Origin of the sequence: Geotalea uraniireducens Rf4 (assembly GCF_000016745.1) — a bacterium.
GTDB classification, from domain to species: domain Bacteria; phylum Desulfobacterota; class Desulfuromonadia; order Geobacterales; family Geobacteraceae; genus Geotalea; species Geotalea uraniireducens.
In genome coordinates this window covers 1-15,493 of sequence record NC_009483.1, presented here as the reverse complement: position 1 = coordinate 15,493, position 15,493 = coordinate 1, and the positions used below count along the sequence as shown (strand labels likewise).

Sequence of the window (15,493 nt, the reverse complement as noted above, 5' to 3'; positions counted from 1 at the left end):
ATCCGATCATTCCGTTATCGGAAAGAGCATTACAAACGAACTCCCTTGTCCCACAACGCTTTCCGCCCAGATGTACCCTTTGTGCGCGTCCATTACCTTTCGGCAGAAGGTCAACCCCAACCCGGTCCCGCTGCTTTTCCCAAGCCTGCGGTTCTTGGCCTGGACAAATCGGTCAAATATTCCTTCAAGCGCCTCCGGCGGTATCCCGACCCCGCTGTCGCGGACCGTGATCTGCAGAAAACGGTCCCCGCCAGAAAGCTTCTCCACCGGGTAGCTCTGCCTGGGAATGCGGTCCTTGATGGCTGAAATATCTTCTATTGCCGCTGCAGACACCTCAATCTCACCCCCCTCCGGGGTGAATTTCAGCGCATTGGAGATGAGGTTGCCCAAAAGACGGGAAAATGTGGCACGATCGGCGGAAATGGTGGGCAAATTTTCGTCGACTGTCGCAAAGAGATGGATCTGTGCCCGCTTGGCCACGGTAATATATCTGGTCAGAGTACGCTGAATGAGTTGATGGGGAGCCTCCTCCTTAAAGTGCAGCAGCATCTTGCCCGCCTCAAACTTATGGACGCCGAGCAGCGTGTCTATCATCTCCACCATCTCTGCACAGCTCTCCATGGATGATTCCAGGTATTCCCGCTGGTCAGCGTTTACCGGCCCCAACCGCCCCTCGCGCACCAGGTCGACAGAACCTACAACCGCGGTAATTGGCGCTTTCAGGTCATGGGAGAGCATGCTGACGAAGTCTTCCTTTTCCTGTTCCAGGGCTTTGAGCCGGGATATGTCACGAATGATCTCCACACTGCCGATCAGTTGTCCCGAGGCGTTGGTGAGAGGCGCGGCACTGGACGAAACCGGTATGTTTGCGCTGCCGCAGAGCATGGTATATGTCACGTCCAGGCTTGGTTGGGTCGTGCGCAGAACGACCCTGCTGGGGAGCTCCTCGGACGGGATATCAGCTTTCAGAGCCTCCTCCACCGGCATCCCGAGCAATTCTTCCCGCTTAAGGCCGAGCACCTCTTCCGCCTTCCGGTTGGAGGTGATTATTCGCCCCTGGTCGTCTACGGCAAGAAGAAGGTCGGCCATCCCCTGGAGTATCGCCTCCATTTTTTGCCGTTCCTCGTCCAATTGGCGCTGCAGCCTGATATTTTCCTGCCGCGCCGTATTGAGCTGAATGGCGCGCTTCACCTTCTGGAGCACGTCTTCACTGGAGAACGGTTTGGCAATGTAGTCGAAGGCACCGTTTTTCATGGCTTCAACAGCGATATCCTCGCTGCCGTGGGCCGTCATCATCACCACGGCCACATCGGAATAATGACTCTGCACACGCTCCAGGACCTGCATGCCATCCATACGCGGCATCTTGATGTCGAGAAGAACCAGTGCAAATTTTTCCCTGGCGATGGCGGCAAGGGCCTCCACTCCATCTCTGGCAGTGGCCGTCTTATATCCGGCATCCTCAAGTTGCAGCTTGAGGATAAGAGCGATATCAGGCTCATCATCAACTATAAGAATCTTATCCTTTTCCATGATCCTCCTCAAATATCGGGACCGTAAAGGTGAAAACATTGCCACCTTCTTTTCCGGCATTGTAATAGATTCTGCCGTGATGCTTCTCGATTATCTCTTTACAGATTGCAAGCCCCAGTCCGGTTCCCCCCTGCTGCAGCTGATCAGCATTATTCAACTGCTGAAATTTTTTGAAAAGTTTCTCGCGATCCGCCCACTGTATCACCTTCCCCCGATCGGCTACGGAAACCAACAGATAATTCCCTTCTCTCTCCGCCAAAACCATGACGACTTTACCCTCTGGCGAAAACTTCACCGCATTGGAAAGGAGGTTGGTCAAAACCTGGATAAGCCTGTCATGATCTCCGAATATCAGGGGTAAATGATCGCCGACGCTGTTGACAATGGAAATATTGCGGCTCAAGGCGAAACCCTTGATCTCTTCGGCTGCGTAGACCACCAGTTCTCCCATGGAGAGCGGTTTATAATCGAATTTCATCCCTCCCGACTCAATCTTTGATATATCGAGAATTTCGTTGATCAGCCTGATAAGGCGCTGGGTATTGCGCAGACAGACGGAAAGCAGCTGCCGCTCGGTATCGGTCAGCCACTTGCCCCGATTCAGGAGGAGTTGCAGAGAGCCCTTCATTGATGTCAAGGGTGTTTTCAGTTCATGGGAGACCGTCGAAATAAAGTCGGTCTTCATTCTGTCCACTTCTTCCTCAGCCGTTATATCGCGGATCGACATGACGACGCCGGCAAATTGGCCGGCATCATCCGCCATGGGAGACAGGTTGATTTTCAGCTTTTTCCCTTTTACTTCCATCTCCTCTTGCCGGCTTGCAACTGGTCCGCCGGACTCCCTGATTTCCCGAATGCAATCCAGCAACAGGGTGAACTCTCCCACTCTGCATACTTGTTCAATCGGTTGTCCGACCACCCGGAACGGAACGAGGTCGAAAATATTCTGCGCTGCCGGATTAAAAAGGATTACCCGGTTATCCTTGTCGGTAACAACTACCCCCTCTGCCATGCAAGTGAGAACAGCTTCAAGCCGCCCCATTTCCATGCTGAGTTCGGCGGTTCGTGTCGTAACCTTTTTTTCCAGGAGTTCATTCAATTCCTGGAGGTCCTGGTTCTTTTTGGAAATAATGCTGTCGCGCTCGGCAAGAGCACTCGCCATCCGGTTGAAGGAACCGGCCAGCGTCCCGACCTCATCCCCGCTCTTCACAACTACTCGTTGGTTCAGGTCTCCGGCCTCTATCATCCTGGCTCCCTGGGCGAGCTCACGCAGGGGGCCGGTTAATTTCCGCGCAGCGGCAAAGGCTATGGCAAATGACAAAAGTATACCGACGACAGCGGAAGTAAGGACGTTTTTCAGGCTGTCTTTTCTTATTTTACGCAGATTTTCCTTGGACAGGGCGATGGAAAGGGAACCGACAAACTCCCCCCTGCTGTTGGTGATCGGCTCGAATACCGTTTCATATAGCTTGTTTCCTATCTCCGCCTCGCCACGGAAGGAGTATCCCTTTTCCAATCGCTCCATGACATGCGGGTCGAGGGTGGCGGGAAGGAAGGAATCTTCGGCACGGCTGCTCACTATCCGTAGTCCACGCTGGGTAACGGTGACCTCCGCATCTTCACCAAAGATCTCCTGTATCTGAAAAGACAGATTGGGGTCGTTGTTGATTTTGTCTCCGGCTACTACCCCCCCCAGGAGAGTACCGTCCGGGGCGATAACAGGAATAGCGACAGTTACCATCATCGCTTCGCCGTCTTTGGGCAACGGCGGACAATATGCGGTATCCCCCTCCCGGCAGAGAAATGAATTGCTGACAAGTTCGGTGGAAATCACCGCCCTTTTCTCACGGAACGCCTGTTCGACTATGGCCGAAAGCAGGTAACGATCACCGCTCTGCCCGCTGTTCAGCCTGGCGACTACGGTTCTGTCGGCATCCATGATGGCCAAGGTATCGATAAACGGAAGAACCTTGCGCCAACGGAACAAGGCATCCCTGAGCCAAATACTGTCTTTGGCTCGAAGGTGCTGTTGCACCGGGGGGGCAGTAACCGGCTGCATGAGGGAGTATTTTATCTGGTCGGCACGGGCAAAAAACTGACTGCGTGAATAGTTGAGATGTTCTTCCAGTCCTTTGGCAATATCATTTTCAATATGCGCTTCAATGCTTTGGAATGTTGTAAAGAGGAGCGTGGAATAAGAAACGAGGAGTATCAGCAGTATGGATAAAAACAGTTTGCTTCTTATGCTCAGGCTTAATTGCATAGCGTGCCTTTTTGCAGGTTTGCCATTATGAAGGGGGGGTGCGCTCTATTCTCCGGCGTAGCGTCAAGGACAGCCGTTAACCTACGGCAGATACGAATCAAAAGTCTTCTGCCTTCAAGTCTCTGGTCATGAGTTCCAGTACTGCTTCGCGCGCCGGTTTGTCTTTATACAGCACCTGATATACCTTTTCTGTAATGGGCATTTCAACCTTCAGCCTGGAGGCAAGGTTATATGCGGACTCGGTAGTCTTGACCCCTTCCGCCACCATGCGCATCTCGCCGAGAATTTCGGCAAGCCGCCGCCCCTCGCCGAGCTTGATCCCGACACTGCGATTGCGAGAAAGATCGCCCGTGCAGGTGAGCACAAGGTCCCCTATCCCTGCCAGACCGGCAAATGTGGCCGTCTGAGCCCCCATGGCACGTCCAAGACGGGTCATCTCCGCCAGACCGCGGGTGATTAGAGCCGCGCGGGTATTATGGCCGAAGCCTAAACCATCGGATATGCCGGCAGCAATGGCAATGACATTTTTAATTGCGCCACCGAGTTCCACCCCGGTTACGTCGTCGTTTGTATAGACTCGGAAAAATCTGGTTGTAAAAGTATGCTGCACATGTTTTGCCACATCCTGACGCCCGGAGGCCACGGCCACGGCTGTCGGCATTTCCTGGGCTACTTCACGGGCAAAGCTGGGGCCGGACAAGGCGGAAAAATTGGCGGAGAGTTCTTGCGGCAAAATTTCCTCATAGATCTGGGATACGGTCTTCAGGGTATCCAGTTCAATCCCCTTGGAAGCACTGACGATAAGCGCGGAACCGGAGATGAAGGGAAGGGCGCTTTTGATTACGCTTCGAGTAACCTGGGAAGGCACAACGAACAGTAGCACCGTCTTGCCGGCCACGGCCTCCTGCAATACATTGGTGAATTTAAGCTCAGGCGAAAGGCTGATTCCCGGCAGGAAAAGGCTGTTGCTTCGCGTCTGCGTCATCTCCTCAACCAGTTCCGGTTCATATGCCCACAGGGTTACGTTATGCCCCTTTTTAGCCAGAAGGTCTGCCAAGGTCGTTCCCCAGCTTCCAGCGCCGATCACTCCTATGTTTTCCTGCATTTCCATTAATTCTCCGAAAATTCGGCTTTCTTTGAAAGCCGAGTCTGGTTATTGTTTCCAGATATTGTACCCGATTCACTCATCCCAGTCATCATCATCTGCATCTGCCGGGTGCTGGCGCAGGTCATACCCTTCTGCCAGCGCCTCGCGGGCCATATCCATGCTTTCCAAGGCAAAACGGCGCAGAAACGGGTGAAAATGGTACGGCAACTCATACTTGCCAAGGCTTGAGGCCAAGGCCACTGTTTTTTCCACAAGCGACGACTCTCTGCCCACATGGCGCATCAGGTCGGCTGTCAACAGCAGCCTCCTTTGGATAAGGTCAATTTCCGGCGCAAAAAGTTTGCGGCAGAAACGCTCCAGAATCGATTCCAGTCCCTGTGCCAGCAGTTTGCCGCTGCAATTCTTTTCCAGTTCGCGCCATTCTTCGGCGAAGTCGTAAACGCTGCCGTTGGCCATAAACCAGCAGGAAAAAAAGTCGTCGTCAAAGAGTGAGTCGAAAGCTTCACTCCCCCCGCTTAAACGGGGAACGCGCCTCAAGCCGCAGTCCTGGAAGTCGGGATGATACTGCGCCGGCACAAGCTCGTCGTCGTGGAACATGCCGCGTCGCACGTAAAATTCCGCTGGAAGGCCAAGAGGGTTTTCCGTGCTCCGATACAAGGCATCCCTTGCCAAGAGAAGGGCGTAGTCAGGGTCGACTGCCACCACCCCCTCTTCGCCGCGAATATCGGTCAGCTCTTCGGCGAATTCATCCGGAGTAACACCTCTACAACCCCATGTACCAATGATTCCTCTCATTTCATCTACCTGGAGGTAAAGAACCGTGAGTGTGTCCGCGTCCACCCAGCGGGAGATGACAAGAGATCGACGGCCATCGCCATCCGGAGGGCTCGCAAAGCATCCATGAAAGGGGAGGGGAGATGTCTGCGGCAGGGTTTTACCTATATCCACCCCTAAAAATGAAAGCCGGCGCAAGCTCCGGGCAGCAAGCTTGAGCAGCGTTTCGTCTCCCTGGGGGAGATAATTCCGCAATACGGCGACAGATCTTTCGTCTCTGATTCTTCCCAATGCAGTGAGTGCTGCAGCAACTACCTCATCGCAATCAAGCCGGAGCAGGACCTCCAGCAGGGTTATGACACGCGGGTCGGCAACTGAAGGGAGTTCGCGGATGACAATCAGTTGAATCTCCCTCGGATACAGGAGAAACTCTTCCATGAAGGAGACAAGTCCTTCTTCTCCCCTGTCCAGAATCTCCGGCATGGAAAAGCTCAACGGATTGCCGACACCCGCAAAAAGGGTTGAAAAGGGGGGGGAGCTCACATCCACGCCGTAACCTTCCAATGCGGCCAACATCGCGGCCTTGCCGTCATTGTCCAGATCCCGGCGCTTGAGGGCTATCTGGATCAGCTGGTCTATCCAAACCTCGTCTTCAAAAAAATCGAGCAGGTACGTATACTTGGAGATCAGATCGCCGCTTCTTTCCCGCCACAACTGCCTTACCAGCGGACGTAGCGCCCGTTTTCCGGATTTTTTCAGCGTGGCGCCGATCTCTTCCATTTCATCCAGGGTGATGTTTTCCTGCTTCAGCTTTTCGAGCAAGCAAAGGATGCCGCGGCGCTCTTTAAGCGTCGTATCTATTTTTTTCCGCTTTTGCATCGCATCTTCTTTCCTGTGAGGCATCATCACCTGCCGTTTTACGCCCTAATCATACCGGGCATTTTCATCCTGGAAAGACGGGACTATTCTTCCTCCACATTCTCCGCTTCCGGTCCGTTATCAGCTGTTTCTTCAGATTCTTCCTCGTCTTCCTTCTCGGCAAGCCGCGCCACCGCAACGATCCGCTCCTCGTCCTCGGTGACCATCAGCCTTACGCCCTGGGTATTCCGGCCGATGATGGAGAAACCGGCCACCGGCACGCGAAGGATTTTTCCCTGGTCAGTGATGAGCATCAGGTCGTTTTCATCGGTGACCTGCTTGATATCAACCACGCAGCCGTTCCGTTCCGTGGTTTTAATGGTAATAACCCCTTTGCCCCCCCGGGACTGGCAGCGGTATTCACTCAATTCGGTCCGCTTGCCGAAACCATTTTCAGTGACGGTAAAGAGAGTGGAATCGGTAAAATTCTCGTTTAGAATTTCCATGCCTATTACCACATCGTCATCCTCCAGGGTCATTCCCCTCACCCCGCGGGAGACACGGCCCACTGTCCTGACATCAGACTCCTTGAAGCGGATGGATTTGCCGTTTTTCGAGGCGAGCAGCACATCCTGCCTGCCATCGGTCAGCGCCACGGTAATAAGCTTGTCACCTTCGTCCAGGTTGACCGCGATGATGCCGCCGACCCTGGGGTGGGAGTATTCCAGGAGAGGGGTCTTTTTCACCACCCCGTTGCGGGTGGCCATCATGATGAACTTGTCCGCGGTAAACTCCTTGACCGGGAGAATGGCCGTGATCTTCTCATTTGTCGACAGGTTGAGCAGATTGACGATCGCCTTTCCTCTGGTAGCGCGTCCTGCTTCGGGGATTTCGTATACCTTGAGCCAGTAGACCTTGCCGGCATCGGTGAAAAACATCAGGTAGTCCTTGGAGGAGGCGATGAAGAGCTGCTCGACGAAATCCTCTTCCTTGGTCTTCATCCCGGTCTTCCCTTTGCCGCCGCGGCGCTGGGCGCGGTAGAGGGTCACCGCGTTCCGCTTGATGTAACCGGTATGGGAGATGGTAACCACCATGTCCTCTTCGACGATGGTGTCCTCCAGGGAGATTTCCGCGGTCTGGCTGACGATTTCGGTGCGTCTTTTGTCGCCGAATTTATCCTTCAACTCCCGCAGTTCACCGACGATGATGTTGAGGATCTCCGTCTCCGAAGCGAGGATTTCCTTGAGTCGGGCGATGTACTTGAGAATCTCCAGGTACTCTGCCACGATCTTGTCCCGTTCCAGGCCGGTGAGGCGGTGGAGCCGCATGTCGAGGATTGCCTGGGCCTGGATTTCCGAGAGTCCGAAACGGCTCATCAGTCCCGTCTTGGCCTCGGCAGGAGAAGCAGATGATTTTATCAGGTTGATCACCTCGTCAAGATTGTCGAGGGCGATCTTGAGACCTTCCAGGATATGGGCGCGGGCCTCGGCCTTTTTCAGGTCGAAGATGGTCCGCCGGGTAACGATCTCGCGGCGGTGGTCGATGAAGTAATTGATGGTTTCGCGCAGGGTCAGCACCCGCGGCCGGTTGTTGACGATGGCGAGCATGATGATGCCGAACGACGACTGCATCTGGGTCTGCTTATAGAGGTGGTTGAGGAGTATCTGCGGGTTCTCGTCCTTCTTCAGCTCGATGACGATCCGCATCCCTTCCCGGTCCGATTCGTCGCGCAGGTCGGAAATACCCTCTATCTTCTTTTCACGCACCAGTTCGGCAATCTTCTCCACTAGCCTGGCCTTGTTGACCTGGTAGGGGATCTCGGTAACGACGATGGACTGGCGTTCCGTCTTCTTGTGGGTCTCGATCATGGCGCGCGCCCGCATCTGGATGATGCCGCGGCCGGTCCCGTATGCGGAGACTATTCCTTCCCGGCCGTAGATGAAGCCGGCGGTGGGAAAGTCAGGTCCCGGGATCAGTTCAATCAACTCTTCAAAGGTCAGCAATGGATTCTGGATCACCGCGATGATGCCGTCGATCACCTCCGACAGGTTGTGCGGGGGGATGTTGGTCGCCATGCCGACGGCGATCCCGGAAGAGCCGTTGACGAGCAGGTTGGGGAACTTGGCCGGCAGCACCAGCGGTTCCTGCAACGAATCGTCGTAGTTCGGCCCCATTTCGACGGTTTCCTTGTCCAGGTCGGCCAGAAGTTCATGGGCCAGCTGGTACATGCGGATTTCCGTATAACGCATGGCCGCAGGGGAATCGCCGTCGATGGAGCCGAAGTTGCCCTGGCCGTCAACCAGCGGGTAACGGAGGGAAAAGTCCTGGGCCATACGTACCAGGGTGTCGTAGACCGCTGTATCGCCATGGGGATGGTACTTACCGATAACATCACCGACCACGCGGGCCGATTTCTTGTAAGGCTTGTTGTAATCGTTGCCCATGTCGTACATGGCATAGAGGCAACGCCGATGTACCGGCTTCAGACCATCCCGCACGTCGGGGAGGGCACGACCGATAATGACCGACATGGCATAATCCATGTACGACCGCTTCATTTCATCTTCTATGTTGACCGCTACCTTGTTCGTTTGAGTAAGCATGCAGACCTCTTTGCAATAGATGGCATGTAGGGGATGGCAATCGTGCCCCTACGAATATTAAATGTCCAGATTCGACACATTCAACGCATTCTGTTCGATGAATTCACGCCGCGGTTCGACCTGGTCGCCCATGAGCACCGTGAATATCTCTTCCGCTTCGACGATATCTTCGATCTTGACCTGGAGCAGTACCCGGTTTTCCGGATGCATGGTGGTTTCCCAGAGCTGTTCCGGGTTCATTTCCCCCAAGCCTTTGTAACGCTGGATGTAGAGCCCCTTTTTTGCCGTTTCGAAGAAGAAGGCGAGCAACTCCTCGTGGCTTTCGCTTTCAAACAGCTGCTTCTCCTCCGTCGACACCGTTGCCTTGACATCACCAATGAGTTTCTCTATTCTGTTCTGACTCTCCGCCAGTAATTCGTATTCGTAGGAATTCAGGGCAGCAACGGTGTGATGATCAATGCTGACCCGAACATTGCCGATCATGAAGATTATCTTCTGCTCACTAACCACGTAGTCGGAGCCGGCAAAGCTTTCCTTCATCTTCGCCAAGTATGGCTCCAGGTCGCGCAACTCCTCGAAGCCGCTCTTTACTCCGCTTTTCAGGAACATCTTCAGCAGTTCCTCGTTGAGACCCTTCTTTACTACCTTGCCGAACAGGGAATTGTGCTCGATAAGTTGCTTGAGCAGCGGAATGATCTGTTTGCCCCGATAGGTCCGTTCATCGCTGCCGAGACGGAGCGTCATGTCTTCCGTCCCTTCCTCAAGCAGGTAATTCTGCAGGGCCGCCTCGTTTTTCAGGTACTGTTCTTTTCTCCCCCGCTTGATCTTATAAAGCGGCGGCTGGGCGATGTAGAGGTAGCCGCGCTCGATCATTTCCAGCATCTGCCTGAAGAAAAACGTCAACAGCAACGTCAGGATGTGGGAACCGTCCACATCGGCATCGGTCATGATGATGATGCGATGGTAACGGAGCTTGGCGATATCGAAATCTCCCTTGCCGATACTGGTACCGAGTGCCGCTATGAGGGTCCTGATCTCCTGGGATGAAAGCATTTTGTCGAAACGGGCCTTTTCCACGTTGAGGATCTTCCCCTTGAGCGGGAGAATCGCCTGGTACTTCCGGTCCCTTCCCTGTTTTGCCGAGCCGCCGGCAGAGTCACCTTCCACGAGGAACAATTCGCAAAGCGCAGGGTCTTTTTCCTGGCAGTCAGCCAGTTTGCCGGGGAGGGTTCCCACTTCCAGCGCCCCTTTGCGACGGGTCAGATCACGGGCCCTGCGGGCAGCTTCCCTGGCGCGGGCAGCATCGATGGATTTTTCAAGAATGCGCTTGGCAATCTGCGGGTTCTCTTCCAGATAGGTGGCGAGCTTCTCATTCATCAGGGTTTCCACATAACCCTTGACCTCAGAGTTGCCGAGTTTGGTCTTGGTCTGACCTTCGAACTGGGGCTGGGGGATTTTGACCGATATCACAGATGTCAAACCTTCGCGCAGGTCTTCGCCGGAAATGTTCTCCTTGACGTTTTTGAGCAGGTTGTTGGCGTTGGCATAGGTGTTCATGGTACGGGTCAGGGCAGCCTTGAATCCGATGAGATGGGTTCCACCTTCATGGGTGTTGATGTTGTTGGCGAAGGTGAATATCTTCTCATCATAGGAATCGTTGTACTGCATGGCAATTTCCATCTCCACCCCGCCTTTTTCGCCGCTGATGTAGATCGGCTTGGGATGGATCGGTGTCTTGTTCTTGTTCAGGTATTCCACAAAGGAGTTGATTCCGCCTTCGTAGAAGAATTCATGGACCTTTTCCGTTCTCTCGTCGACAATCTTTATCCTGACCCCTGCGTTGAGGAATGCCATTTCCCGCAGACGTTGGGAAAGTGTGTCGAACGAGAATTCCGTGGTCTCGAATATCTCATCATCCGGGAAAAAGGTTATTTTTGTCCCCCGCTTCTTTGTTTCACCCACTACTTCCAGGGGTCCTTGCGGATCTCCGCAACGATAGGATTGTCGGAACAGCTTTCCATCCCGGCGGATCTCCAACTCCAGCTTTTTCGAAAGTGCGTTAACCACCGACACGCCGACGCCGTGCAATCCGCCGGAAACCTTGTAAGAACTGTTGTCGAACTTGCCGCCGGCATGGAGCACCGTCAAAACCACTTCCGCCGCTGATTTTCCTTCTGTCGGATGCATATCCGTCGGAATGCCGCGGCCGTTGTCCACCACCGTTACTGAGCCGTCAACATTAATGGTGACCAAGATGTCGTCACAATGTCCGGCCAATGCTTCGTCTATGGAATTGTCGACAATTTCGTAAACCAGGTGATGGAGTCCCTGTACCGATGTGGAGCCAATATACATGGCAGGACGTTTCCGTACGGCAGAAAGCCCCTCCAGTACCTTTATCTTGTCCGCACCGTAATCTTTTGAAGTTGTATCGTCGCTCATTGTTACCTCTAGTGAAGAACCTTTCCCTCGCTGACGAGGAACGTTCTGTGGTTTTCAATTCCTTCCAGTGATATGTTCTGCAAAGATGTGGTGGTTATAAAAACCTGCATCTCTTTTTTTTTCAAAAATTCCATCAGGTTTCGGTTTCTGTCCTGATCAAGTTCTGAGGTCATGTCGTCGAGAAGCAGAATCGGCGGGCTGTCGAACTTTTGGTGCAAGCAATCTATTTCAGACATTTTTAGTGCCAGCACATAGCTTCTTTGTTGACCTTGGGATCCAAACTGTTTCAATGCCCTGCCATTAAGCACAAAGTCTATATCATCGCGGTGCGGACCGACCAATGTCGTTCCTCTGCGCTGTTCCTCAGCCGCACACTTCACCAGTGCCTCGCTCAGTGCCCCGCAGTTATCTTTTTCGTAATTCTCCATATCCATCAGGTGTGGTCGGTATCTAATCTCCACCACCTCTTCGGTCCCCGAAATGTCATTGTAAAATTTACTCAACAATTCCTGTATTTCATGGAGATAGTCCAGTCTTTTGTTGATGACTTTTCTGCCGTACTCTGCAAGCTTTTCCGTCCAGACATCGAGCCCTGATTTTTCACCGCTCTTTAAAAGTATGTTCCTGTTTTTCAGGATCTTGCAGTAATCGTGATAAGCGTGGAGGTATGTTACATCACTACTGAATACCGCCCGATCGAGATATTTTCTCCGGAGATCGGGTACCCCCCTGACCATATTGATTTCTTCCGGCGTAAAAACCACGACATTCAGGTTGCCGAAAAATTCATCAACCTTTGTTACCGATTTCCGGTCCAGCTTGATTTTTTTTCCCTGTTTATCAATAAAGAGTGCAATTTCTCTGGTTACGCCATCCCGTTCGACCCAGCCTTTTATAAGACTTTGATCCGAGCCCCACCTTACCATTTCGCTGTTTTTTGCCATCTTAAACGACTTCATGGTGCCGAGCAGAAAGATTGATTCCAGTAAGTTGGTCTTTCCCTGGGCATTCTTGCCGTAAAAAATATTAAAGCGATGCGCCGGTGTCAGTTCAATTTTTTCCAGGTTCCTGAATGATAAAAGATATATTTTATTTAATTTCATCTCAACTATAATTTCATTAAAAAGGCCACTCCTTTCAAGAGGGGCCTATTAATGCCTGAAACTGCTCATCTGGCAGTTGTTTAGAGACGCATTGGCATTATCACCGACATGAAATCATTTTTTGCTGCCGGTTTCATGATGATCGGCGAAAGTTCATCCCTGAGGTTCAATTCTACTTCATCTTCTTTGAGTATTGTAAGAACATCTATGAGATATCTTGCGTTAAACCGGACCGACAACGGTTCACCCTGATAGTCGACTTCCAGTTCCTCCCTTGCATCTCCAAGTTCGGGATTGCTGGATGATATCTCTACACTCCCGTTCCTTACATCAAGTTTTATCCCTTTGAATTTTTCACTTGAAAGTATTGCCATTCTTCTCAGCGAATGGAGTAATGATTCGCGCAAGATTTTTATAATTTTATCGTTATTAGTTGGTATGACTTTGGTGTAGTCAGGAAATTCACCGTCTATCAAACGCATAACAATCACGGTATTTCCTTTTTTTATGACAGCGCTGTTGTCCATAAATCCAAGCATTATGTCGCCGATTTCTTCTTCGGTCATTTTCTTCAGTTCGAAAATCCCTTTTTTGGGAAATATAACGCCTTTGTTCAACTCATTACTGATATTGCCCGATAATTCTTTTTCCGTTACTGATAGCCGGTGTCCGTCTGTTGCTACCATTCTCAGTACATTTCTTTCATTTTCTGTCGTTGCTTTTATGAAAATGCCATTCAAATTGAATTTGGTTTCATCGTTACATATGGCATAGGATGTCTTTTCAATCATTTCGCTGAGAATCTGGTTGTTCAACGTAATAAAACTATTATCATTTATTTTGGGAAAGTAAGGAAATTCATCTGGTGAGAGGCCTACAATATTAAAATGTGCTTTGCCACAATGTATCTCTACCCAGTCATTCTCTTTTGTTGAAAATACAATTTCCTCATCCGATAACTCTTTGATTATCTCGTATATCTTTTTTGCTGATACCGTGATCTTTCCTTCTTTGATTACATTTACGGGGTATGAGCTTTTCATGCCCACTTCCAGGTCAGTAGCTGTAATATACAACGTATCGTTGTGGGCTTCTATTAATGTGTTGGAAAGAATAGGCATGGTGTTGCGTTTTTCGACAATGCCCTGGATTTTTTGCAGTGCTTTTGTGAATGTGTCCTTGGCTACTCTAAATTCCATGTTATTCCCCCATCCGCACTATATAGTATTATATTTAGATCTTTACAGTAGTAGTATATATCGCCTGTGGATTTGTGGATACTGTTACTAACGTATTAAAATAGCGTATTTTTTTCAGTTTATATCCTTGTTGGTTAAACAGCAGTAAATTCTGATTTATAAACAACCTTTCAATTTATGAACAATTTAGTCCCGGATATGAACATCTTTTCCGTTTAAGTTATCAATTCTTTTTTCAGGTTTTCCACAATGTTTTTTATCTCGAGGTCGTTAGCCATCTGCTTTTCAATTTTCTTCACCGAATGAATGATGGTTGAGTGATCTTTACCGCCGAATTTCTCGCCTATTTCCGGATATGAAGATTTTGTCAGCTCTCGACAGATAAATATGGCAATTTGACGTGGTACAACGAATGTCTTTAATCTTTTGTCCGATTTGAGTTCGGAAACTTTGATCTTAAAGTGTTCTGCCACGTGTTTTTGAATCATTTCCACTGTAATGTCTTTAGTTTTTTCAACGATAATATCTTTCAGGATGTCGCGGGCCATATTGAGCGTAATTTCGCTGCCAGTGAGACTGGCATATGCCCCCAGTCTGATCAACATGCCTTCCAGTTCCCTTACATTACTCGTGGCACTTGACGCCAGAAAGAGAGCCACGTCATTGGGCAGGGTAATGGAATTAAGGTCAGACTTTTTCTTTAAAATGGCAATTTTGGTTTCAATGTCGGGTGGTTGGATATCCGCGATCAGTCCCCATTCAAAACGTGATCGGAGCCTTTCTTCCAATCCCGGAATATCCTTTGGAAATTTATCGGATGTCACGACAATTTGTTTGTGTGATTCATAGAGGGCATTGAAAGTATGAAAAAACTCTTCCTGGGTTGCTTCTTTGCCGGCCATGAACTGGATGTCGTCTATGAGGAGGATGTCCATCTTCCTGAACTTGTTACGAAATTCATCCATTTTCTTGTAACGGAGACAGTTGATCATCTCGTTCATGAATTTTTCAGATGAGTAGTAACAGATTTTGGCCTTTTTGTTATTTTCCTTGATGTGATTGCCGATTGCAATAAGAAGATGGGTCTTGCCGAGCCCGACCCCGCCGTATATGAAGAGAGGGTTGTAATTACTTGCGGGGTTACTGGCAACAGCCTGAGACGCTGCATGAGCAAACTGGTTGCTTGCGCCGCATACAAACGAATCAAAGGTATATTTGGGATTTAAATTTGCGGTAATGTCAATATTTTTGTTAGTTTCTTTTGATGGCTCATTGTCTTTTATGACCGGTGTAAAGTTATCGACCGGCTTGCTTTCCAGTGGAATTTTTTCTGTAATTTTAAATTCTATCTGGTATTTAACACTTGTAAGCGACGAAATCGCTTCTACGATCATGGGGAGATATTTTTCGGTAACCCATTCTTTAATGAATTTACTTGGAACTTCAAGTGTGAGATTATCATCCGTCAGCGTATGAAATCGGATCGGTTTTATCCAGGTGTTGTAGGTTTGTGGTGTTAGAACCTTTTTTATATTTGATTGGGCTTCAAGCCAAACCTTTTCCATGTAGCACAACCTTATTTGGTGATGACTTTTACACAGGGTTATCAA

Annotated in this window: 9 protein-coding genes; all 9 read right to left on the bottom strand. The window is 50.5% G+C overall.

All coding sequences use genetic code 11. The features are described from left to right. Window positions 1-6: 6 nt before the first annotated feature. Window positions 7-1,533, bottom strand: a complete 1,527-nt coding sequence (locus tag GURA_RS00045; protein ID WP_011936956.1) for a response regulator — start codon at window positions 1,531-1,533, stop codon at window positions 7-9. Further along, entirely contained in the window at window positions 1,520-3,796 is a 2,277-nt protein-coding gene (locus tag GURA_RS00040) for an ATP-binding protein (RefSeq protein WP_011936955.1), read from the bottom strand. Before GURA_RS00040 ends, GURA_RS00045 begins: the two co-directional genes overlap by 14 nt. Before the next feature lie 97 nt (window positions 3,797-3,893). Beyond that, a complete protein-coding gene (locus GURA_RS00035) occupies window positions 3,894-4,901 on the bottom strand; it encodes an NAD(P)H-dependent glycerol-3-phosphate dehydrogenase (protein WP_041245619.1) in 1,008 nt (335 codons plus the stop codon). Between the two features lie 75 nt (window positions 4,902-4,976). Then, a complete protein-coding gene (locus GURA_RS00030) occupies window positions 4,977-6,557 on the bottom strand; it encodes a HEAT repeat domain-containing protein (RefSeq protein ID WP_011936953.1) in 1,581 nt (526 codons plus the stop codon). A gap of 83 nt (window positions 6,558-6,640) precedes the next feature. Further along, on the bottom strand, window positions 6,641-9,139 hold the full coding sequence (gyrA, locus tag GURA_RS00025; RefSeq protein WP_011936952.1) for a DNA gyrase subunit A: 2,499 nt from the start codon (window positions 9,137-9,139) through the stop codon (window positions 6,641-6,643). Window positions 9,140-9,196: 57 nt separating this feature from the next. Further along, the gene (gyrB, locus tag GURA_RS00020; RefSeq protein ID WP_011936951.1) at window positions 9,197-11,581 is read right to left on the bottom strand and encodes a DNA topoisomerase (ATP-hydrolyzing) subunit B; all 2,385 of its coding nucleotides are present in this window, start codon (window positions 11,579-11,581) and stop codon (window positions 9,197-9,199) included. 8 nt (window positions 11,582-11,589) lie between these two features. Further along, window positions 11,590-12,684, bottom strand: a complete 1,095-nt coding sequence (gene recF, locus GURA_RS00015) for a DNA replication/repair protein RecF (protein WP_011936950.1) — start codon at window positions 12,682-12,684, stop codon at window positions 11,590-11,592. 80 nt (window positions 12,685-12,764) lie between these two features. Further along, window positions 12,765-13,883 (bottom strand): DNA polymerase III subunit beta, encoded by a 1,119-nt coding sequence (gene dnaN / locus GURA_RS00010; protein WP_011936949.1) that lies wholly within the window; start codon window positions 13,881-13,883, stop codon window positions 12,765-12,767. Between the two features lie 215 nt (window positions 13,884-14,098). Continuing rightward, complete coding sequence (dnaA, locus tag GURA_RS00005; protein ID WP_011936948.1) at window positions 14,099-15,448, bottom strand: chromosomal replication initiator protein DnaA; 1,350 nt, start codon at window positions 15,446-15,448, stop codon at window positions 14,099-14,101. Between the last annotated feature and the right edge of the window lie 45 nt (window positions 15,449-15,493).

Coding starts and splice junctions, on each gene's coding strand:
- gyrA (WP_011936952.1), bottom strand. CDS start 9,139: ATGCTTACTCAAACGAACAAGGTAGCGGTCAACATAGAAGATGAAATG.
- dnaN (WP_011936949.1), bottom strand. CDS start 13,883: ATGGAATTTAGAGTAGCCAAGGACACATTCACAAAAGCACTGCAAAAA.
- gyrB (WP_011936951.1), bottom strand. CDS start 11,581: ATGAGCGACGATACAACTTCAAAAGATTACGGTGCGGACAAGATAAAG.
- GURA_RS00045 (WP_011936956.1), bottom strand. CDS start 1,533: ATGGAAAAGGATAAGATTCTTATAGTTGATGATGAGCCTGATATCGCT.
- recF (WP_011936950.1), bottom strand. CDS start 12,684: ATGAAATTAAATAAAATATATCTTTTATCATTCAGGAACCTGGAAAAA.
- GURA_RS00035 (WP_041245619.1), bottom strand. CDS start 4,901: ATGCAGGAAAACATAGGAGTGATCGGCGCTGGAAGCTGGGGAACGACC.
- dnaA (WP_011936948.1), bottom strand. CDS start 15,448: ATGGAAAAGGTTTGGCTTGAAGCCCAATCAAATATAAAAAAGGTTCTA.
- GURA_RS00030 (WP_011936953.1), bottom strand. CDS start 6,557: ATGCAAAAGCGGAAAAAAATAGATACGACGCTTAAAGAGCGCCGCGGC.
- GURA_RS00040 (WP_011936955.1), bottom strand. CDS start 3,796: ATGCAATTAAGCCTGAGCATAAGAAGCAAACTGTTTTTATCCATACTG.